General features: G+C 74.0%; 20 protein-coding genes. 10 read left to right on the forward strand and 10 right to left on the reverse strand.

Annotation, left to right across the window (positions count from 1 at the left end):
- Nucleotides 1-10 precede the first annotated feature (10 nt).
- Nucleotides 11-340, forward strand: a complete 330-nt coding sequence (locus AC07A6_RS04795; protein ID WP_478776077.1) for a chorismate mutase — start codon at nt 11-13, stop codon at nt 338-340.
- On the opposite strand, the gene AC07A6_RS04800 is transcribed toward AC07A6_RS04795, so the two are convergent.
- On the reverse strand, nt 289-1,071 hold the full coding sequence (locus tag AC07A6_RS04800) for an aminotransferase class IV (protein WP_478776078.1): 783 nt from the start codon (nt 1,069-1,071) through the stop codon (nt 289-291). The genes AC07A6_RS04795 and AC07A6_RS04800 overlap by 52 nt on opposite strands.
- Before the next feature lie 141 nt (nt 1,072-1,212).
- Between AC07A6_RS04800 and AC07A6_RS04805 the strand changes: the two genes are divergently transcribed.
- The gene (locus tag AC07A6_RS04805) at nt 1,213-2,712 is read left to right on the forward strand and encodes an MFS transporter (protein WP_478776079.1); all 1,500 of its coding nucleotides are present in this window, start codon (nt 1,213-1,215) and stop codon (nt 2,710-2,712) included.
- Nucleotides 2,713-3,067: 355 nt separating this feature from the next.
- Here the strand turns inward: AC07A6_RS04805 and AC07A6_RS04810 are convergent, their stop codons facing one another.
- Nucleotides 3,068-3,964 (reverse strand): aminoglycoside phosphotransferase family protein, encoded by an 897-nt coding sequence (locus tag AC07A6_RS04810; RefSeq protein ID WP_478776080.1) that lies wholly within the window; start codon nt 3,962-3,964, stop codon nt 3,068-3,070.
- A gap of 166 nt (nt 3,965-4,130) precedes the next feature.
- On the opposite strand from AC07A6_RS04810, the gene AC07A6_RS04815 reads away from it, so the two are divergent.
- Nucleotides 4,131-5,387 (forward strand): helix-turn-helix domain-containing protein, encoded by a 1,257-nt coding sequence (locus AC07A6_RS04815; protein ID WP_478776081.1) that lies wholly within the window; start codon nt 4,131-4,133, stop codon nt 5,385-5,387.
- A 30-nt stretch (nt 5,388-5,417) separates the two neighbouring features.
- Here the strand turns inward: AC07A6_RS04815 and AC07A6_RS04820 are convergent, their stop codons facing one another.
- The 4 genes from AC07A6_RS04820 to AC07A6_RS04835 all read right to left on the reverse strand — a co-directional run bounded on the left by AC07A6_RS04820 (nt 5,418) and on the right by AC07A6_RS04835 (nt 7,581).
- On the reverse strand, nt 5,418-5,645 hold the full coding sequence (locus tag AC07A6_RS04820; protein WP_362474973.1) for a hypothetical protein: 228 nt from the start codon (nt 5,643-5,645) through the stop codon (nt 5,418-5,420).
- Nucleotides 5,642-6,466: a tyrosinase MelC2 gene (gene melC2, locus AC07A6_RS04825; protein ID WP_478776082.1), complete on the reverse strand. Its 825-nt coding sequence runs from the start codon at nt 6,464-6,466 to the stop codon at nt 5,642-5,644. Before melC2 ends, AC07A6_RS04820 begins: the two co-directional genes overlap by 4 nt.
- Nucleotides 6,463-6,900: an apotyrosinase chaperone MelC1 gene (melC1, locus tag AC07A6_RS04830; protein WP_386274775.1), complete on the reverse strand. Its 438-nt coding sequence runs from the start codon at nt 6,898-6,900 to the stop codon at nt 6,463-6,465. The genes melC2 and melC1 overlap by 4 nt, the downstream gene beginning before the upstream one ends.
- A gap of 174 nt (nt 6,901-7,074) precedes the next feature.
- Nucleotides 7,075-7,581 carry a RidA family protein gene (locus AC07A6_RS04835; RefSeq protein WP_128637686.1) on the reverse strand — a complete coding sequence of 169 codons (507 nt, stop codon included), beginning with the start codon at nt 7,579-7,581 and terminating at the stop codon, nt 7,075-7,077.
- Nucleotides 7,582-7,814: 233 nt separating this feature from the next.
- Between AC07A6_RS04835 and AC07A6_RS04840 the strand changes: the two genes are divergently transcribed.
- Nucleotides 7,815-9,110, forward strand: coding sequence for an LCP family protein (locus AC07A6_RS04840; RefSeq protein WP_478776083.1), 1,296 nt, complete (start codon nt 7,815-7,817; stop codon nt 9,108-9,110).
- A 139-nt stretch (nt 9,111-9,249) separates the two neighbouring features.
- Here the strand turns inward: AC07A6_RS04840 and AC07A6_RS04845 are convergent, their stop codons facing one another.
- On the reverse strand, nt 9,250-9,840 hold the full coding sequence (locus AC07A6_RS04845; RefSeq protein ID WP_362472826.1) for a TetR/AcrR family transcriptional regulator: 591 nt from the start codon (nt 9,838-9,840) through the stop codon (nt 9,250-9,252).
- Nucleotides 9,841-10,001: 161 nt separating this feature from the next.
- Between AC07A6_RS04845 and AC07A6_RS04850 the strand changes: the two genes are divergently transcribed.
- Nucleotides 10,002-11,267 (forward strand): alpha/beta fold hydrolase, encoded by a 1,266-nt coding sequence (locus tag AC07A6_RS04850; protein ID WP_478776084.1) that lies wholly within the window; start codon nt 10,002-10,004, stop codon nt 11,265-11,267.
- A 15-nt stretch (nt 11,268-11,282) separates the two neighbouring features.
- On the opposite strand, the gene AC07A6_RS04855 is transcribed toward AC07A6_RS04850, so the two are convergent.
- Entirely contained in the window at nt 11,283-11,882 is a 600-nt protein-coding gene (locus AC07A6_RS04855) for a TetR/AcrR family transcriptional regulator (RefSeq protein WP_478776085.1), read from the reverse strand.
- A gap of 170 nt (nt 11,883-12,052) precedes the next feature.
- Between AC07A6_RS04855 and abc-f the strand changes: the two genes are divergently transcribed.
- Both abc-f and AC07A6_RS04865 read left to right on the forward strand, forming a co-directional pair.
- Nucleotides 12,053-13,687, forward strand: coding sequence for a ribosomal protection-like ABC-F family protein (gene abc-f / locus AC07A6_RS04860; protein WP_478776086.1), 1,635 nt, complete (start codon nt 12,053-12,055; stop codon nt 13,685-13,687).
- A 32-nt stretch (nt 13,688-13,719) separates the two neighbouring features.
- Nucleotides 13,720-14,616, forward strand: a complete 897-nt coding sequence (locus AC07A6_RS04865; protein WP_478776087.1) for a Vgb family protein — start codon at nt 13,720-13,722, stop codon at nt 14,614-14,616.
- Here AC07A6_RS04865 and AC07A6_RS04870 read toward each other — a convergent pair.
- The gene (locus tag AC07A6_RS04870) at nt 14,609-15,241 is read right to left on the reverse strand and encodes a class I SAM-dependent methyltransferase (protein WP_478776088.1); all 633 of its coding nucleotides are present in this window, start codon (nt 15,239-15,241) and stop codon (nt 14,609-14,611) included. The two genes, AC07A6_RS04865 and AC07A6_RS04870, sit on opposite strands and share 8 nt — an antisense overlap.
- 487 nt (nt 15,242-15,728) lie before the next feature.
- Here AC07A6_RS04870 and AC07A6_RS04875 point away from each other — a divergent pair, with 487 nt between their 5' ends.
- The 3 genes from AC07A6_RS04875 to AC07A6_RS04885 are packed head-to-tail and all read left to right on the forward strand — an operon-like array spanning nt 15,729 to nt 17,253.
- Nucleotides 15,729-16,085 carry a VOC family protein gene (locus AC07A6_RS04875; protein ID WP_478776116.1) on the forward strand — a complete coding sequence of 119 codons (357 nt, stop codon included), beginning with the start codon at nt 15,729-15,731 and terminating at the stop codon, nt 16,083-16,085.
- Nucleotides 16,086-16,140: 55 nt separating this feature from the next.
- The gene (locus AC07A6_RS04880) at nt 16,141-16,782 is read left to right on the forward strand and encodes a glyoxalase (RefSeq protein WP_478776089.1); all 642 of its coding nucleotides are present in this window, start codon (nt 16,141-16,143) and stop codon (nt 16,780-16,782) included.
- 57 nt (nt 16,783-16,839) lie between these two features.
- A complete protein-coding gene (locus tag AC07A6_RS04885; RefSeq protein ID WP_007269182.1) occupies nt 16,840-17,253 on the forward strand; it encodes a VOC family protein in 414 nt (137 codons plus the stop codon).
- A 102-nt stretch (nt 17,254-17,355) separates the two neighbouring features.
- On the opposite strand, the gene AC07A6_RS04890 is transcribed toward AC07A6_RS04885, so the two are convergent.
- Nucleotides 17,356-18,999: a GDSL-type esterase/lipase family protein gene (locus AC07A6_RS04890; RefSeq protein WP_478776090.1), complete on the reverse strand. Its 1,644-nt coding sequence runs from the start codon at nt 18,997-18,999 to the stop codon at nt 17,356-17,358.
- Nucleotides 19,000-19,017 lie beyond the last annotated feature (18 nt).

The following is a 19,017-nucleotide window of genomic DNA, read 5'->3' on the forward strand; positions in this document are numbered from 1 at the left end:
GGGAAATCGCATGCCCGTAGGAACAGAACCCGCCCCCATGGAGACCACGGCCCTCCTCACGCAGCTCAATGAAGAAGTCCTGCTCCACCAGGTAGACGCCATCGACGACCGGATCATCGCCCTGGTCGCCGACCGCGTCGCCCTCGTCAACGAGATCCAGCGCGACCGGACCGCCGCCGGCGGCCCCGGCACCCGCCTGTCCCGGGAAACGCAGGTCATCGCCCGGTACGGCAACAGCCTCGGCCGCCCCGGCGTCGAGCTGGCCCTGCGCCTGCTGAACCTGTGCCGCTACCGCGGCAGGGGTTCGGCGGCCGCCGCCCAGGCCGCCCGCCACTCCTGAACCCGCGGTGAGGGGCCGGCGGCGACGTCGGCCCCCACCCACCCGGTGACCGGCCGCAGCCCGTGCAGCGCGTTGGTGACCCACACCTCGCGCCCGCCCAGCTCCGCCGGCCGCACCCGGCCCGGCCGCACCGTGATGCCCAGCCCGGCGGCGCGCCGCACCACCCAGGCCGCGGTCACCCCCGCCAGGATCGGCAGCCCGGGATCGACCACGCACAGCACGTCCCCGTCCCACCACACCAGGTTCGCCGTGGCGGTCTCCAGGACGAAGCCGTCCTCGCCGACGAGCAGGGCGTCGTCCGCGCCCGCCGCGACGGCCCGGGACCGCAGCGCCCCCAGTGCCCCCAGGTCCGGCCCCTTGCGCCGGGGCGTGTGCCGCGGATCCCCGCCCCCGGCCCACAGCCGTACCGCCTCCGTCCGCGCGGGCGCGGGCCGCACCCGCAGCTGCAGCCGGCCGCCCACCAGCTCCACCCGGGGGAACCAGCACCCCCGCCGGGGCAGCGCCCGGGCGACGGCCTCGGGGAAGCCCTCAAGCGCAGGCCCGCCCGCCTCGGCCACGGCCGCGCCGAACCGCCGCCAGTGCGCGGCCAGTTCGCGTACGCATCCCTCCTCGACGAGCCAGGAGTCGGCCGCCGCCAACTCCCCGGCCGCCTCGCCCTCCGCGAGCCCTTCCGGCCCGTACAGGAGGACCCGCTCCCCGCCTTCACCGGCACCCGCCGACCTCGTTGTCATGCCCTGGAGCATAGAGCGCCGCACGCCCTCTTGCGTACACCGTACCCACTGTGCGTACAGTGTGCGCAGCACTGAACGGTGTACGCGCCGAGTGGGCCTCATCAACGGGACGCACCGACGAAGAACGAAAGGGAAAGACCCATGGAAAGCAGGAACCCCCGCCGCTGGTGGATCCTGATCGTGCTGTGCCTGAGCTCACTGGTCCTGGTCGTCGACTCCATGGCCCTGACGGTCGCGGTGCCGTCCCTGACCACGGACCTCGGCGCGAGCGCGCAGGACACCCAGTGGATCCTGGACTCCTACATCCTGGTCTTCGCCGGACTCCTGCTCACCTCCGGCAGCCTCGGCGACCGCTTCGGCCGCCGCCTGATCATGCTGATCGGCCTGGTCCTCTTCGGTGCGGCCTCCCTGGCCGCGACCTACTGCTCCAGCCCCGGCGAGGTGATCGCCGTACGCGTCGCGATGGGCGTCGGCGGCGCGCTCATCATGCCGTCCACCCTCTCCATCCTCATCACCGTCTTCGACGAGGACGAGCGGCCCAAGGCGATGGCGGCCTGGGGCTCGGTCTCCATGCTCGGCCTGGTGGGCAGCCCGGTCCTCGGCGGCGTCCTGATCGACCACTTCTCCTGGCAGTCGATCTTCTTCATCAACGTCCCGGTCGTCGTCCTCGCCGTGATCGCCGCCCTCACCCTGATGCCCGAGTCCAAGGGCCCCTGGCAGAAGCCCGACCCGCTGGGCGCTGTCCTCTCCGCCGTCGGCATGACCGCCCTGGTCTGGTGGATCATCGAGATCCCCAAGCACGGCGCCTTCGAGGGCCGCTCCTCGCTCACCCTGGTCGTCGCCCTGGCCTGCCTCGCCGGCTTCGTGATCTGGGAGAACGTCACCCCCTCCCCGATGGTCCCGCTGGTCCTCTTCAAGAACCGCAACTTCAGCGGCGGTTCGCTCTCCCTGACCCTCGTCCAGATCGGCAACGGCGGCCTGCTGCTGGTCCTGACCCAGTACCTGCAGTTCGTCCTCGGCTACTCGCCCCTCAAGGCCGGTCTGGCCTTCGTCCCCCTCGCCGTCGCCGCCCTCGTCGGCAACGGAGTGGGCGCCGGCCTCGCCTCCAAGGTCGGCAACCGCCCCCTGATCGTCACCGGCATGATCGTGATGGCCGCCTCCTTCGCCCTCCTCACCACCGCCACTCCCGACAGCGGCTTCACCGTCCCGGCGGTCGCCCTGGGCCTGCTCGGCCTCGGCGCGGGTGCGGCCATGCCGGCCGCCGTCGGCGCCCTGATGGCCACCATCCCCGAGGAGAAGGCGGGCGTCGGCTCGGCCCTCAACGACACCATCGGGCAGGCCGGCAGCGCCCTCGGCATCGCGATCCTCGGCTCCCTGCTCGCCTCCGGGTTCGCCGCCGAGATGCCCGCCGGATCGTCCGAGGAGGCCAAGCACTCCATCGCCGGAGCCCTGGCCGTCGCCGGCGGGGACCAGGGCCTGGTGCGCACGGCCCGCGAGGCCTTCACCACCTCGATGTCGACGACCTTCACCATCAGCGCCGCCGCCATCCTCGCCGCCGCGGTCCTCGCCGTCCTGGTCATGCGGGACCAGAAGAAGCCCGCCCCGGCCGAACCGACCACGACCGAACCCGCCGCAGCCTGACGGACCCCACCCCCGAGGCCCGTCACCCGAGAAGAGGCCCGCACCCCCGCCCGGGGGCGCGGGCCCCTTCACACCCCGGGCCGGCACATTCCAGCCCCGCCGGCGTTTGAGGCGCGGGGGTCTGGGGGCGGAGCCCCCAGAAGGGGTCCGGGCGCAGCCCGGGGAACGGTGGAAGGGCGGGTAGGGGACCTCGCCCCGCGCAGCGGCACCCGCACCCAGCGCAGCGGTACCCGTACCCCGGCCCCGCGCAGCGGCACGGCACGGCTCAGCCGTCACACTGGTCGGCCAGCACCGTCAGACACAAAACTTGCCAAGCTTGGCAACATCGGGAGGGGCAGGCCGGGGCAGGCGGCAGTCACCGACGCGCCGCATCCGCCAGCACCTCACGGATCACGTGGCGGGCGTTCGCGGAGATCACCGCATTGGTGCGCCGGTAGTACGGCAGCTGGATCACCGCCATCGACAGCGCCCACCCCCGGCCCCGCGCCCAGGAGGCCCCGTCCGCGCCCACCCGCTCGCGGAACACCCGCCGCGCCGGGGCCGGCAGCAGGTTCCACGCCGGGATCAGGTCGACGGCCGGCTCCCCGAGCCCCACGGTCCCGAAGTCGAGCACCGCCGCCAGCCGGCCCCCGGACGTCAGCAGGTTGCTCGGCATCAGGTCGGAATGCGACCAGCACGCCGGCCCCTCCCACGCCGGGGCGGCCAGGGCCTCCTCCCAGGCGGCCAGGGCCGCGTCCGCGTCGAAGGGCTCGTCCGTGCGCCGCAGCGCCTCGATCGCCGCCCGGGTCTCCGCGTCCTCGTCCGCCAGCGGGGCGCGCCGGTGTGCCGGCGGCCCGCCGTCCAGGCCGACCCCGCGCAGGGCCGTGACGAACGCGGCGAGATCGCAGGCCAGCGCCTCGGCGGTGGCGCCGCCCACCCGCCCCTCGACCGGCACCTCGCCCTCGATCCACTCGTGGACCGCCCACCGCCAGGGGAAGCCCCCGCCCGGCTCGCCCGTCCCCACCACCGCCGGTACGGGCGCGGGCAGCAGCGGGGCCAGCCTCGGCAGCCAGTGGGCCTCCCGGTCCACCGTCCCGGTGCCGCCCGCGGTCAGCGGGAGCCGCACGCTCACCCCGGCCCCCACCCGGAAGATCGCGTTCACCGTCCCGCCGGACTCCAGGCGCCGCACCGGCAGCCCGGCGTACCGCGGGAACTGCGCGCGCAGCAGCGCGCGTACCAGGTCCTCGTCCACATCGACTTCGTCAGCATGCATCTTGACCATGGGGCACAGCAGACCCCTGGCAACACAAGTTGTCAAATATTTGCCAACGGTCGGCACCGCCGGATAGGCTGCCCGCACAGCGCCGGGCGCGCCGACGGCCCAATTCCCCCACCCCCCCGGGGAACGCTTACGAGAACCGATTGCGGGACCCACCCCTATGACAGACGAGCCGTCCTTCGGATCGCGCCTGAAGGCCCTGAGGCTGCAACGGGGCCTCTCCCAGACCGCCCTGGCCGGCGGGGAGATCTCCACGGGCTACCTGTCGCGCCTGGAGTCCGGCGCGCGGCAGCCCACCGAGCGGGTCATCGCCCACCTCGCCCGGCAGCTCGGGGTCGACCGCCGGGCCTTCGAGGCCCCGCCGGCCGCCGGCAGCCCGCTGGCGCGGAGCCTGACCATCGCCGCCTCCTGCGACGACGGCGACGAGGACGAGGCCCTCGCGGACCTCACCGCCGCCCTCGCCGCCTGCCCGGACGAGGCACCGCTGCTGCGCTGGCAGGCCCTGTGGCTGATCGCCCGCCACCGCCACCGGAGCGGCGACCGGGCCGGGGAACGGGCGGACCTGGAGGAGATGACCGGGATCGCGGACGCCCTCGGCCTCCCCGCACTGCAATGCCGCTCCAGGACCCGGCTCGCCCGCTGCCTGCGCGCCGGCGGCGAGGTCGCCCGCGCCCTCGAACTGGCCGTCGGCGCCCACCGGACGGCCCGGGAGGCCGGACTCGGCGTCCCCGACACCGGGACCGCCCTGCTGGCGCTGGTCTCCGCCGAGGCCGAGGCCGGACGGCTGCCCGAAGCCCGCGCGCACGCGGAGGAACTGGTCGCGCTCGTGGCCGGCCGCTCCGACGCGCTGCGGGCCGAGGCGCTCTGGTCGGCGGCCACCGTGAGCTCCCGCCAGGGCGACGACGAGGCCGCCCACGCCTACCTCGACCAGGCCCTGGAGGCCCTGGACAGCCGCGTCGACCCCGTGCTGTGGGCGCGGCTGCGGCTGGCCGCCGCCTCCCTGTACCTGCGGTCCCGGCCCGCCCTCACCGAGCGGGCCGGCGCATGCCTGGCGCAGGCCGGGGCGGCGCTCTCCCTCGTCGGCACACCCGTGCAGCAGCAGGAACTGCTCGCGCTGCGGGCCCACCTCGCGTTCGAGGAGGGCCGGTACGAGGACGCCCGCGCGGCCCACGACCGGCTGGACCGCGGACAGCTCGTCCTGGCCTTCCGCGACCGGATCCGGCTGGAGACCCTCGACGGCCTGCTCCTGATCGCCGAAGGCCGCCCGGAGGAGGGCCGCGCCCTGCTCAAGAGGCTGGGCGAGGAGGCCCGCCGGGCCTCCAGCCACGACCTGGCCGCCGAGACCTGGCGCCTCCTGGCCGAGACCCTGGAGAACGCCGGGCCCCCCGACGCCTCCGGAACCCCCGGCCCGGCCTGACGGCCTGTCGGCCCTCGGCCCCCGGACCCCTCAGCCCGAGGGGGTCCGGTCCGGCGTACCGGAGGTCATCGCCTTCACGGCCAGGCCGGCACCCCGGTAGAAGCCGAGGAGACAGACGACCGACAGCACCAGCACCGGCCAGCGCCAGAACCCCTCGTAACGGGTGAAGAGCCCGACGACGAACAAGACCTGGCCGACCGCGCCCAGCACGTTGCCCGCGAGCCGCACCGCCGGCGGCATCGCGGGACGGCCCGTCACGGCTTGTCGAAGGTGTAGAAGCGGCGGTGGTCGAGCATGTCGGCCGGAGTCACGTTGTTCCACGGCGGCAGTACGCCCCGCAGGTCGATCACGTTCTGCGTCCGGGCCGCCGGCAGGTAGCCGGCCTTGGGGTTGCGGGCCTGCCAGTCCGCCCACAGCTTGTCGATGAAGGCGTGGTGCAGCCAGAACACCGGGTCGTTGGGGGAGGCCGCGGTGGCCATGTGCCCGCCCACCCACACGTGGACCCGGTTGTGCAGGTTGGCCCCGCGCCAGCCCTCCAGGTGGTTGCGGAACCCGCTCGACGAGCTGTTCCAGGGCGCGGTGTCGTACACCGGCATCGCGAGCACCGAGTCCACCTCGGCCCTCGTCGGCAGCTGCGGCACCCCCGACCCCAGGACGCGCCGCAGGTAGTCGCGGCGGTCCACGCCCACCGTCACCGGCCACTTGCCGCCCCCGGCGGCGAACGGTCCGTCGAGCACCTGGCCGTCCCGGCCCCGCCTGCTGCCGCCCATGAAGTCGGAGGCCCACAGCGGGGAGTTGGCCGCCCGGTCGACGGTCCAGTCCCAGTACGGCAGCGCCACGTTGCGGTCCACCCGCTGGAGCGAGGCCTCGAAGTCCAGCAGGAACCGCCGGTGCCAGGGCAGGAACGACGGCGTGCGGTGCCCGATCCGGGGCCCGAAGTCCGAGTCGCTCATCAGGTAGTAGTTGTGGGCGTTGACGTACCGGTCGTAGATGCCGGTCCGCTTCAGCTCCAGCACCGCGTTGACGAAGGCCCGCTTCTCGTCGGGAGTCAGCGCGGCCACGCTCTTGCGTACGGTCACAGCTGCGGAGCCTCCTTCGGGAGCGTGAACGGCGCGAGTTCGGCGCCCTGCAGGTCCCGGATGGCGGCGCGGGCGGCCGCGACCGGGTCCGGGAAGCTCTCGTAGTGGTTGACGACGGTGACCCAGCTGCCGTCCGCGTTGCCCATCAGGTGCAGCTCTTTACCGTCGATCTTGATGTTCGGCACCGGCATGCCGTGGTGCCCCGAGGCGTCCAGCGTGATCTGGATGCGGCGCCCCTCGTACACCTCGTCGATGCCGCCTTTGGGTATGGACAGGGGCGCACCGGAGGCACCGGATGCACCGGGGCTCCCGGAGGCGCCTGAGGCCCCGGCCGCCGGGGCCGGGGCCGACGAGGACGAGCAGGCGCTCAGCCCCAGGGCGATGGACGCCCCGGTGCCGATCCCCAGAGCCTGTCGGCGAGTGATCTTCTTCATGGCCTGAAGAAGTACCAGACGGCCGAAACCCGCTGATCAGTGCCCCCTGCATGAACATGCCACCGGCTCCGGCGGGCCCACGACGACAGCCCGCGTCCGGGACCAGTGAGACTGGCCCCGGACGCGGGCTGCAGGGGGGTGCGCGGCGGTCACGTCACCACGCCGCGCACTCGGTCAGGAGCGCGGCTTGACCTTCACGATGGCCTCGATCTCGACCAGCTGGTCGGCGAACGCCAGGTCGGAGACGCCGACGATGGTGTCGGTCGTGCGGTGGTTGCCCACGTACTCCTTGTGCAGCCGGGCGGCCGTGTCGAAGTTCTTGCGCAGGTCCTTGGTGTAGATCTTCATGCTGATGATCTGGCTGCGGGACACCTTGTAGTGCTTGAGGACCTTGTCCATGTTCTCGAACGACGTGCGGACCTGCTTCTCGAAGTCACCGACGCCCACCAGGTTCCCGGCCGCGTCGTGCGACAGCTGACCCGAGATGTAGATCTCGTCCCCGGCCTTGATGGCCTGCGAGTAGCCGTAGTCCTCTTCCCACGAGACGCCGAACCCGAAGTGCTCCCAGCCGCGGCGCGCCGTGTCCTGCGCACTCGCCTGCGGTCCCACGAAGGTGATCATCGCGGCCGCGGTCGCGGCCACCACGGTGGCGATGCCGAACTTGCGCCTTGACTTGGTCATTCCTGTCGTCCTTTCGTCCCCAGTGGAGCCTCGCGCAACGAAGCTCCCAGGACGCGAAGGAGAACGCCTCGAACGGCACTGGAACGGTCCGGCACCGGAACGGTCCGGCACCGGCCCGCTGGGCGATCCGGGCGTCCGCCACGGCGCGTAACCCCGCCCGCCCCCCGCGACGGCAGTACGGTCCTCCCGCGGCTTCCGCCACCACCTCACCTCACCACGTCAGGGGATGCGCGTTGCGTCGACTCACCGTTGCCCTCACGCTGCTTGCCACCCTCGCCGCGGGCGCCCCCGCGGGCGCGTCGGCCCTGTCCGCCGAGCGCGGCACGGCCGGGAGCGGCAGCCGCGGCACGAACGTCCTCGTCGTCGGCGTCGACAGCCGCGCCGGCCTCTCCGCCGCCGAGAAGCGCCGCCTGCACGTCGGCGGCCAGGGCTGCAACTGCACCGACGTGATGATGCTCCTCCACCTCTCCGCGGACGGACGCCGCGCCAGCGTCGTCTCCATCCCCCGCGACTCCTACGTCCAGTACCCGCTCCCCGGCCCGCCCCGCTTCGGGAAGATCAACGGGGCGTACGCGATCGGCGGCGGCCCGCTGACCGTGCGCACCGTCGAACAGGCCACCGGCCTCCACGTCGACCACTACCTCGAAACCGGGTTCACCGGCTTCGAGCAGACGATCGACAACCTCGGCGGCGCCACCGTCTGCACCGACGAACCCCTCCACGACGAGGGATCCGGCCTCGACATCACCGCCGGAGTCCACCACACCGACGGCAACCGGACCCTGCGCTACGTCCGCGCCCGGCACGTCAACACCCGCCCCGGCGACCTCGGCCGGGTCCGCCGCCAGCAGCGCACCGTCACCAACCTGCTGGCCCGCCTCACCGCAGAAGGAGCCCTCTCCGGCCCCGTCCGCACGGTCCGCACCGCCCGCACCCTCCTGAAGACCGTACGCACCGACGCCGCGACGGACCTGCACGACCTCGTCCGCATCGGCTGGGCCCTCGGCCGGCTCCGCGCCGACCGCACCGAGTTCGCCACCGTCCCCATCCGGCTCTTCGACCACCGCGTCCCCGGCGTCGGCTCCACCCTGGTCTGGCACGAGGCCCGCGCCGCCGCCCTCTGGGACGCCCTCGCCGACGACCGCCCCATCACCGGCGACCCCCGCATCCAGCCCGTCCCCGAAACCCCCGTCGACACCAACCCGGCCGGCATCGCCCTCCGCGTGGACGACCCCGCCGTCGCCGGGGCCCTCACCCGCGGCGGCTTCCGGGCGACCGCCGGGCCCGCACCCGCCGAACGCCCCGCGGGCCCGCCCGTCATCACGTACGCCCCCGCCCTGCGGGAGGACGCGGCCACCCTCGCGGCAGCCCTCCCCGGCGCCCGCCTGAACCCGGTCCCCGGCCACGACAACACCTTCGAGGTCACCGTCGGCACCACCCCGGTCGAGGTCAGGACGGTGACCTGGGACCGCAACAAGGCCGACGGCGCCCCCGTCACGGCCAACACCCTCCGCTGCCCGCCCGCCTGACGGGCCGCCGCACCACCTCCCGCGCCGCGCCGCACCGCGCGCACCTGCCCGTCCCGGTGGGCGGCGAGACCCTGCGGGGGGACGTCCCCGCCGAGGGGCGGCGAGAAAGCCCTCCGCGCGACCGGGGAGGGGGGCGGGGTCACCGGCCGGCCGCGGCGACCCCGTCCATCAGGATGCCGACGAGGTCGCGCGTGTACGTGTCGCCGGCCGCTTCCCGCCGCACCAGGATCCGCATCCACAGCGCGCCCGCCATGGCGTCCACCAGCGGCGCCGCATCGGCGTCGGGCGGCAGCTCGCCCCGGGCCACCGCGCGCGCGAACACCGGCTGGTGGCGGCCGAAGCGGTCGTCGAGGAAGGAGACCACGAGGTCCCGCATCGCCTGGTGGCGCACCGCCCCGACCAGCGCGGCCTCGACGATCGTCCGCCGGTGCTCGTCGTCCAGCAGCCGCTGCACCTCCTCGGCCAGCGCCGTGAGGTCCCCGCGCAGGCTGCCGGTGTCGGCCGGCTCGAACCGGAAGACGTCCGAGTGCAGCAGCGCGTCGCGCAGCAGCTCCGACTTGGACGACCACCACCGGTAGATGGTCGTCTTGTTGACCCCGGAACGCTGGGCCACGCCCTCGATGGTGAGGGAGTCGAAGCCCAGACCGCCCAGCATGTCGAGCGTCGCCGCGAAGATCTCGGCCTTCCGCCGCGGCCCGCCGCCGCCCGCCCCGTCCTGCTTCCGCGTCACCGCTGCTCCCTTCCGTACGACTGGGACGGCCAGCCTAACGCAACGCAACGTGGTGTTGCATTCCCCGCATCCCCGTCCCTACCATGCAACGCAACGCACCGTTGCGTCGCGCCCCAAGGCGCTCCCACCCGCCGCCGGCGCCACACCCGCCAGGGGGAAACATGACCACAAACCACCCACCGTCCCCGGCCCCGGCCCCGGCCCCGGCCCCGGCTTCGGCTTCGGCTTCGGCTTCGGCCCCGGCCCCGGCCCCGGCTTCGGCTTCGGCTTCGGCCCCGGCCCCGGCCCCGGCCCCGGCCCCGGCTTCGGCCCCGGCCCCGGCCCCGGCTTCGGCCCCGGCTTCGGCTTCGGCTTCGGCTTCGGCTTCGGCCCCGGCCCCGGCCCCGGCTTCGGCCCCGGCCCCGGCCCCGGCTTCGGCCCCGGCTTCGGCTTCGGCTTCGGCCCCGGCCCCGGCCCCGGCCCCGGCTTCGGCCCCGGCCACGGTCCCGGCTCCGGCTCCGGCTCCGGCCACGGCTCCGGCTCCGGCCACGGCTTCGGCCCTGGTCTCGGCCTCGGTCCCGGCCCTGGTCTCGGCCTCGGCCTCGGTCCCGGCCACGGCCACGGCCTCGGCCACGGGACTCGGCCCCGCCCCGGGCCGTCCGGGCATCTGGACCGCCGGAACACCCGAGGGCGCTCCGCTGGTCCTCGTCCACGGGATCCGGCTCTCCGCCCGGATGTGGGACCCCCACGCCCGTCGGCTGGCCCCCCGCTTCCGGATCACCGCACCCGACCTGCCCGGACACGGAACCCTCCGCGACCGCCCCTTCAGCCTGGAGGAGGCGGTCGAGCGGGTCGGCCTCGCCGTGGAGGAAGCCGCCCTCGCCACCGGCCGCCGCCCCCTGGTGGCCGGCACCTCCCTCGGCGGATACGTCGCCCTCGCCTACGGCGCGGCGGCACACCCCGCCACCGCGGCCGCCGTCCTCGTCCAGGGGTCGACCGCCCGGCCCGACGGGCCCACCGGCCGGATCTACCGCGCGGCCGCCCGCGCCCTCGGGGCACTCGGCCCGGCCCGCGCCGCCCGCCTCGGCGACCGGGCGCTCAGGCTCCGGCTGCCCGCCGAGAGCTACGAGGCCGTCACCGGCGGCGGACTCGCCGTGCACGCCTTCGCCGAAGTCGTCGAAGACCTCACCCGGCGCGACTGCCTCGACGTCGCCGGCCGCTGCCGGCTGCCCGTCCTGTTCGTCAACGGCCTCGGCGACCCCCTCTTCCGGGCCCAGGAACGGCAGTTCCTCGCAGCCGTCCGCGCCGGCGGCGGATCCGCCCGGCTGTTCCACGTCCGCGGCCCGCACACCATGGCCATCAGCGACCCCGCCGCCTTCGCCCGTCTCCTGGAGCGAGGCCACGGACTCCTCGCCGCCGCACACCCCGACGCCTTCGCCCCGGCCTGATCCGCAAGGCGCCCCCTACGACGCCCCCGGGACCCCGTAGACCCCCGCCCGCCCCGCCACCGCGGCACCGGCGGCGGCCCGGCGGGGGAGGGCCGGGTCCGGGGCCGCCCGCAGGAGCAGCAGCTCGTGGTAGAGCGGGGCGGTCGCCGCGACCAGCAGCGCGCGGGCGTCGGCCGGGCCCGGCAGCTCGCCCCGCCCGGCGGCCCGGTCGACGACCACCGCGCAGCGCGCGTACCGGTCCTCCCAGAAACGGGCCAGGGCCCCGGCCGCCTCGGCCGAGCGGAAGCCCGCCGCGATCAGCGCCGTGGTCAGGCTGGGCCCGCCGCCCGCCAGGGCCTCGTAGACCTCCTGGTTGAGCGCGGTGAGGTCGCCCTCCAGCGACCCGGTGTCGGGCGGGCTCCACGTGTCGTCGGCCGCGGCGTCGAGTACGTCGGCCAGCAGCCCGCCGACGTCGCGCCAGCGCCGGTAGACGGTCGTGCGGTGCACGCCGGCCCGCTCGGCGACCGTGTCGACCGTCAGCCCGTCGTACCCGCCCGCCATCAGCAGCTCGCCCACCGCCGCCAGCACCTGGGCCCGGACCCGGGCGCTCCGCCCGCCCGTCCGACGCCGCGGCATGGCCGAATCCACATGATCGACATGGCCGGAACCCTCGCTTGCGTGCTCAGCAGCATCCATGGAACGATCTTAAAGCAACATCCGTCGCTATAAGGAGCCCTCAATGATCCTCACCCGCAACCACACCACCCCCTCCCACCCCACCGCCCCCCGACCCCCGGAGCCGCTCCATGACCGCACAGCTCACCGCGACTGACCTCACCAAGTCCTACGCCGGCCGCACCGTCCTCGACTCCGTCGACTGCTCCGCCACCGACGGAACCCGTCTCGGCATCGTCGGCGAGAACGGATCCGGCAAGTCGACCCTCCTGCGGCTGCTCGCCGGAGCCGAACGCCCCGACAGCGGCACCGTCACCGTCCGCGCCGACGGCGGCACCGGCTACCTCGCCCAGGAAGAACACCTCCCCGCCCACCTCACCGTCCAGCAGGTCATCGACCGCTCCCTCGCCGAACTCCACGCCATGGAGGACCGCATGCGCCGCCTGGAGGCCCGCATGGCCGACGGCGACACCACGGACGAGACCCTCACCGCCTACGCCGACCTCCTCACCGCCTTCGAACTGCGCGGCGGCTACGACGCCGACGCCCGCACCGAACGCGCCCTGCACGGCCTCGGACTGCTCGGACTGCCCCGCGACCGCACCGCCGGCGACCTCTCCGGCGGCGAACAGGTCCGCCTGCGCCTCGCCGCCCTGCTGGCCTCCGCCCCCGAGGTCCTCCTCCTCGACGAACCCACGAACCACCTCGACCACACGGCCCTCACCTGGCTGGAGGACCACCTCCGCGCCCGCCGCGGCATCACCGTCGCCGTCTCCCACGACCGGCAGTTCCTCGAACGCGTCACCACCGCCCTCCTGGAAGTCGACGGCGACCTGCACCGCACGGTCCGCTACGGCAACGGCTACACCGGCTACCTCGCCGGCCGCGCCGCCGAACGGCAGCGCCGCACCCAGGCCCACACCGCCTGGCGCGAGGAGACGGACCGGCTGCGCGAGTCCGCCGCCGTCACCGCCCGCAGGGTCGCCCCCGGCCGGGCCATGAAGGACGGCAACAAGATGGCCTACGACCGCGCCGCCGGCCGGGTTCAGCAGTCCCTCGCGAGCAGGGTCCGCAACGCCGAGGAACGCCTCGCCCGCCTGCTGGCCCGCCCCGTCCCCGCCCCGCCCGAGCCGCTCCGCTTCACCGCCGTCCCGCGCACCGCGGGCACCCCGGCCTCGCGCGGCCCGGCCCTCACGGCAGAAGGCGTCGGTGTGACGGACCGTCTGGCACCGGTGGACCTCACCCTCCCGCCCGGCGGCCGGCTCCTGATCACCGGCCCGAACGGCGCCGGCAAGAGCACCCTGCTCGGCGTCCTCGCCGGCACCGTCACCCCCGACCGGGGCCACGTCCTGCGCCGTGCCCGGACCGGACTGCTGACCCAGCACACCCAGCCGGGACCGGCCCGCCTCCCGCTCCTCGCTGCCTTCGCCGCGGGCCGCCCCGGCACGCCCGAGGAACACACCGAACAGCTGCTGTCGCTCGGCCTGTTCGCCCCCGGACAGCTCACCACCCCGGTCGGCACCCTCTCCGCCGGCCAGCGCCAACGGCTCGCCCTGGCCCGGCTGGTCACCGAGCCGGCCGACGTCCTGCTCCTGGACGAGCCCACCAACCACCTCTCGCCCGCCCTGGCCGAGGAACTCGACGAGGCCCTCGCCTCCTTCCCCGGCGCCGTGGTCGTCGTCAGCCACGACCGCCGCCTGTGCGCCCGCTGGCAGGGCGACCGCCTCCCCCTCCGCGCAGCCGCCCCCGCCGCGGCCGCGGCCTGACCCTCCCCACCCGCCACCGAAAGGCCCACCCCTTGACCCTGACCCACCCGCCCCGCCTGATCCACACGTACGCCCTCCCCACCCCCGGCGCCGGCCCCTACGCCCTCACCACCGGCCCCGACGGCGCCATCTGGTGCACCCTGGTCCACGCGGGCCGCATCGCCCGCCTCACCCCCGACGGCCGCACCGACGAGTTCCCCCTCGACTCCCCCGACTGCGGCCCGACCCTCATCACCGCCGGCCCCGACGGCGCCCTGTGGTTCACCCGCAACCGCGACCACCGCATCGGCCGCATCACCCCCGCCGGCGAAGCCCGCTCCCACCCCGTACCCGGCTCCGCCCCGGGCCCGTACGGCATCACCACCGGCCCGGACGGCGCCGTCTGGTTCACCACCCTGCACACCGCGACCGTCACCCGCCTCACCCCGGCCGGTGAACTCACCGAACACGCCCTCCCCGAGAGCTCCTTCCCGTCCTTCGTCACCACCGCCCCCGACGGCGCCCTGTGGTGCACCCTCAACCAGGGCGACTCCCTCGCCCGGATCACCGCCACCGGCGAGACCACCCTCCACCCGCTGCCCACCCCGGGCGCCGCCCCCGTCGGCCTCGCCGCGGCCCCGGACGGCACCCTCTGGTTCGCCGAGATCGGCACCGGCCGCATCGGCCGCCTGACCCCCGAGGGCATCACCGAACACCCCCTGCCGGACCCCGCGTGCCGCCCGCACGCCGTGGCGGTCGCCCCCGACGGCTCCTGCTGGTACACGGCCTGGGCCACGGGCCGCATCGGCCGCGTCACCCCGGACGGCACCGTCACGGAGCACGACCTCCCCACCCCCGCCTGCGAACCCCACGGCCTCGCCTTCGCCCCCGACGGCACCCTCTACGTCGCCCAGGAGAGCGGCGAGGTCACCCGCTGGGACGTCACCTGACGACCCGGGCCACCAGATGGCCCTCCAGAAAACCCCGCTCGGAAGCCGGCCCGTGCACCAACCGGGCCACCACCTCGAACCCGGCCCCGGCCAGCACCTCCGCGAACCGCTCCACCGGCCAGCTGTAGGCGGGAGCCACCTTGTGGTCGAACCGGACCGGCTCCGTCCCCTCCGCCACGGAGAACGACACCAGCAGCAGACCCCCCGGCGCCAGCACCCGCACCTGCTCGGCGAGCAGCCCGGGCAGCTCCCCGGGCGGGGTGTGGATCACCGAGTGATGCGCCAGCACCCCGCCGAGCACCCCGTCCTCCACCGGCAGGGCCTCCATCCGCGCCTCCTCGAACCGCAGCCCCGGCTGCGCCCGCCGGGCGTGCTCCACCATCCCCGGCGAAAGGTCGACCCCGAAGGCGTCCAGCCCCAACTCGCCCAGCAACCCGGTCAGATGCCCGGGCCCGCACCCGACATCGGCCACCCGCAGGTTCCCCGCCTCCCGCACCAGCCTGGCGAAGGCCTCCACCATGGCCCGCGCGAACGGCCGCGTCTCCAGCCGGTCGGCGAACAGCGAGGCGTACAGCTCGACGACCCCGTCGTAGCCCGCCCGGGTCACATCCTCATGTCCATCCACTGCCGCAACCTACAACGCCCCCACGGGCCGTTCGGGCTCCACGGGGATCCACGCGGGGAAACCGGTGGGGCGACCCGGCCGGATCTGCCACGATCACCGCATGGGTGTATTGGACGCAGTGGCCGCCGAGGTCGCCGCCGGGGCCACCGTGACGTTCCGGCCCAGCGGCACTTCCATGGTTCCGCTCATACGCAGCCGGCAGCAGGTGGTCGTCGCTCCGGTCGACCCGTCGAAGCTGGAGGCCGGGGACATCGTCCTCGCCCGCGTCGCCGGGACGGTCTACCTGCACCTGGTGTCGTCCGTGGACGCCGCCCGCAAGCGGGTCCAGATCAGCAACAACCGCGGCCGCGTCAACGGCTGGACCACCCACGCCCGCGTCTACGGCATCTGCCTGACGGTCGACGGCGTCCCCCGCAAAAGGGCCGCGGCCAAAACCCTCGCACCCACCACCCGCCCCCACCCCGGAGCTGCCGTGCCGCCCCTGCGGATGAGACTGTGCGCGATAACCCTCGACTGCCCCGATCCGCAGGCCCTGGCCGCGTTCTACCAGCAGGCGACCGGCCTCGAACCCCACCCCGCGTCCGACGCCGACTTCGCCGGCCTCACCGGCGAGCACGGACTCTTCCTCGGCTTCCAGCGGGTAGACGACCACCGGGCACCCGACTGGCCCGGCCGGACCGTCCCCCAGCAGTCCCATCCCGACTTCGCGGTCGACGACCTGGACGCAGCCGAGACCCAGCTCCTGGCCCTGGGCGCGGCCAAACCCGACCACCAGCCGAACCCCACCCGATGGAGGGTCCTCACCGACCCGGCCGGCCACCCCTTCTGCCTGGTCAGAGCCTGACGCCCGGACCGGTCAGGATTCGAGAAGCCCCGGCCGCCCCCCACCCCCTAGCGTGATGGTCATGGCAAACACCGCTCCCACCACCGCCCCCACCGCCCTCGCCTCCGTCACCCTCGAAGTGGCCGACACCGAGGCCGCCCGCCGCTTCTACACCGCCTTCGGCGTGGACGCGTACGTCACCCTCCGGGCGTCCGACACCCCCACCACCGGCTTCCGCGGCTTCACGCTCGGCATCACGGTCTCCGGCCCCGCCACCGTCGACGGCTTCTTCGCCGCGGCGGTCGACGCCGGCGCCACGGTCCTCAAGCCCACCGCCAAGTCGCTGTGGGGCTACAGCGGAGTGGTGCAGGCCCCGGACGGGACGATCTGGAAGATCGCGACCGGGGCGAAGAAGGACACCGGCCCCGACACCCGCCAGGTCGACGAGATCGTCCTGCTGCTCGGCGTCGAGGCCGTGAAGGCCACCAGGCAGTTCTACGTCGAGCGCGGCCTGACCGTCGCCAAGAGCTTCGGCGGCAAGTACACCGAGTTCGCCGCCGGCACCTCCACCCCCGTCAAGCTGGCCCTCTACAAGCGCCGCGCCCTGGCCAAGGACCTCGGCGTCCCCGTCGACGGCACGGGCTCCCACCGAGTCGTCCTCGGCACCACCACCGCCGCCTTCACCGACCCGGACGGCTTCACCTGGGAAGCGGCCTAAGCCCACCCACCCCCACCCGCCCACCTCCACCCACCCCCCTCACAAGGAGCAAAAACCATGAAGGCACACGTCAGCTCGATCCTCCTCGGCGTCCGCGACATGGACCGGGCCAAGCGCTTCTACACCGAGGGCCTCGGCTGGAAGGTCCAGAACGACTTCGGCATCTCGGTGTTCTTCGAATCCGACGGCGCCTCGCCCGTCGGCTTCTACAGCCGCGAAGGCCTGGCCGGCCAGGTGGGCACGGACCAGGAGGGCAGCGGCTTCAGCGGACTGGTCCTGACCTACGTCGTCCGCAGCGAGACCCGGGTCGACGAGATCATGGCGGAGGCGGCGAAGGCCGGCGCCAAGGTCCTCAAGCCCGCGGGCGCCCTCCCCTGGGGCGGCTACGGCGGCACCTTCGCCGACCCCGAGGGCTACATCTGGAGCCTCGGCTACAGCGCCCAGGGAACCGACCAGCCCTACGCGGAATAGCCACGCGACGCCACGACCCGGAGACCACCGTGAACGGCCGCCCAGGCCGCCGGCTGAAGGCCGGCCGTGGACCTGGGCATGCAGGCCGGGTCGGCGCGGCGGTCAGCTGGTGAAGCCGGCGGTCGCGGAGGTGGCGTCGGCGCCGCCTGCGGCGTCGGCCCACTCGTTCCAGGTGCCGGTGTTGTAGTTGCCGTCGCGTTCGACGAGGCGGTTGTCGCCGGTGGTCGCGAAGACGTGGTTGACGCCGTTCGCAGCGGCGCTGGTGACGCGCTTGAGATTGTCGCCGCCCATGTTGCTCCAGCCGTTCCAGACACCACCCCGGTCGAAGTCGCCGTCGGTGTTGAAGTACTGGCCGGCCAGGCTGACCGCTCCGAGGTGGACCGTGTTCCCACTCGCGGAGGCGGTGACGTCGAGGGCCTTGAAGCCCCCGGCGGGGCCGGCGACACGCCAGCTGCCCCACGCACCGGCGGCGTAGTCGGCGTCGAGTTCGAGGACCTGGCCCGTCGTGTCGGTGGCGAAGATGTGGTTGACCTGGTCGGCGGTGGTGGCGCTGGTGACGTGCTTGAGGTCGGTGCCGCCCTGCTCGCTCCAGCCGTTCCACTTCCCGGCCGCGTAGTCGCCGTCGGTGTTGTAGAGGCGTCCGTCCGAGCCGATGGCCACGAGGTGGACGGTGTTGCCGTAGGAGGACGCGGACAGTGCGGTGAAGGTGGTGGAGTTGTTGATGTCGGGTGTGAACCAGCCCGACCACTTTCCGCTCGCGTAGTCGCCGTCGTTCTCGTAGATCTTGTTGTCGCTGCCGATCGCGAAGACCCGGTTCACCGATCCCGTGCCGGCACTGGTGACCTCCTTCAGCTGAGAGGCGCCCTGGGCGCTCCAGCCGCCCCACCTTCCTGCCGCGAAGTCACCCTCGGTGTTGAACAGGTCCCCGTTCGGCGCGATCCGCTGCAAATGCACGGTGTTCTCGAACCGGGGCTGATCCGGCCGGGCGGGGCCACCGGTGAACCACCGTGCCGAGTACGCCTCGTCCAGAGGGGCGAAGAAGGCCTGGGCCATGCGGGCGTATCCGGCGTCGTTGGGGTGCAGGCCGTCGGACATCTGCGCGGGATGGGTGGCGTCCGCCCGGTCGTCCGGCGTCAATGCGGGTGCGTCGACGAATCGGAAGCGCTTTCCGGCCTGCTGCTTGACCTGTTCCAGCTGCTTCAGCCGCTGGTTGTACCGAGCTACGGGCTGGGACAGGTCCTGATGGTTCCATCCGGGGGTTGTCGGGATGAGGCCTTCCATGACGACGGTGACTCCGGGACGGGCCGCGAAGATCTGGTCGACGAGGGCGGAAGCCTGGTCCGCGGCCTGCCCCGGGTCCGCACCCTGGTTGAGATCGTTGATCCCGATGTGGAGCAGTACGACGTCGGGCTGGGCCGCCGCCAGCCAGCGGTTCGCGCCGGCACGTACGCGCTCGATCGTGTAGCCCGCGTGTCCCTCGTGCGCGGAGTCCGGCATCGGACCGTGCTCCAGGGACCCGACGAAGTCGAGCGCGTAGCGGGACTGCTTGGCGGCGAGTCCGTCCAGCTGCGAGCGGTAGCCCGATTCGTTGGAACTGCCCTGCCCGTAGGTGATCGAATCACCCAGGGGCATGACGCGGACCACGGGTGCCGTCGGCGCGGCGGACGCGGCCGCCGCCCCCAGTACCGGGGCCGTGGCCGCCACCATGAGGGCGGTGACGCTGGTCAGGATGGCGAGGCGGTGCACGGGTCCTCCTTGGGAAAG

The sequence above is a fragment of the Streptomyces sp. NPDC044002 genome, assembly GCF_056434525.1.

Coding starts and splice junctions, on each gene's coding strand:
- AC07A6_RS04835 (WP_128637686.1), bottom strand. CDS start 7,581: ATGACCAAGTCAAGGCGCAAGTTCGGCATCGCCACCGTGGTGGCCGCG.
- AC07A6_RS04875 (WP_478776116.1), top strand. CDS start 15,729: ATGAGACTGTGCGCGATAACCCTCGACTGCCCCGATCCGCAGGCCCTG.
- AC07A6_RS04795 (WP_478776077.1), top strand. CDS start 11: ATGCCCGTAGGAACAGAACCCGCCCCCATGGAGACCACGGCCCTCCTC.
- AC07A6_RS04810 (WP_478776080.1), bottom strand. CDS start 3,964: ATGCATGCTGACGAAGTCGATGTGGACGAGGACCTGGTACGCGCGCTG.
- AC07A6_RS04855 (WP_478776085.1), bottom strand. CDS start 11,882: ATGCCGCGGCGTCGGACGGGCGGGCGGAGCGCCCGGGTCCGGGCCCAG.
- AC07A6_RS04880 (WP_478776089.1), top strand. CDS start 16,141: ATGGTCATGGCAAACACCGCTCCCACCACCGCCCCCACCGCCCTCGCC.
- AC07A6_RS04885 (WP_007269182.1), top strand. CDS start 16,840: ATGAAGGCACACGTCAGCTCGATCCTCCTCGGCGTCCGCGACATGGAC.
- AC07A6_RS04800 (WP_478776078.1), bottom strand. CDS start 1,071: ATGACAACGAGGTCGGCGGGTGCCGGTGAAGGCGGGGAGCGGGTCCTC.
- abc-f (WP_478776086.1), top strand. CDS start 12,053: ATGACCGCACAGCTCACCGCGACTGACCTCACCAAGTCCTACGCCGGC.
- melC1 (WP_386274775.1), bottom strand. CDS start 6,900: ATGAAGAAGATCACTCGCCGACAGGCTCTGGGGATCGGCACCGGGGCG.
- AC07A6_RS04850 (WP_478776084.1), top strand. CDS start 10,002: ATGACCACAAACCACCCACCGTCCCCGGCCCCGGCCCCGGCCCCGGCC.
- AC07A6_RS04805 (WP_478776079.1), top strand. CDS start 1,213: ATGGAAAGCAGGAACCCCCGCCGCTGGTGGATCCTGATCGTGCTGTGC.
- AC07A6_RS04815 (WP_478776081.1), top strand. CDS start 4,131: ATGACAGACGAGCCGTCCTTCGGATCGCGCCTGAAGGCCCTGAGGCTG.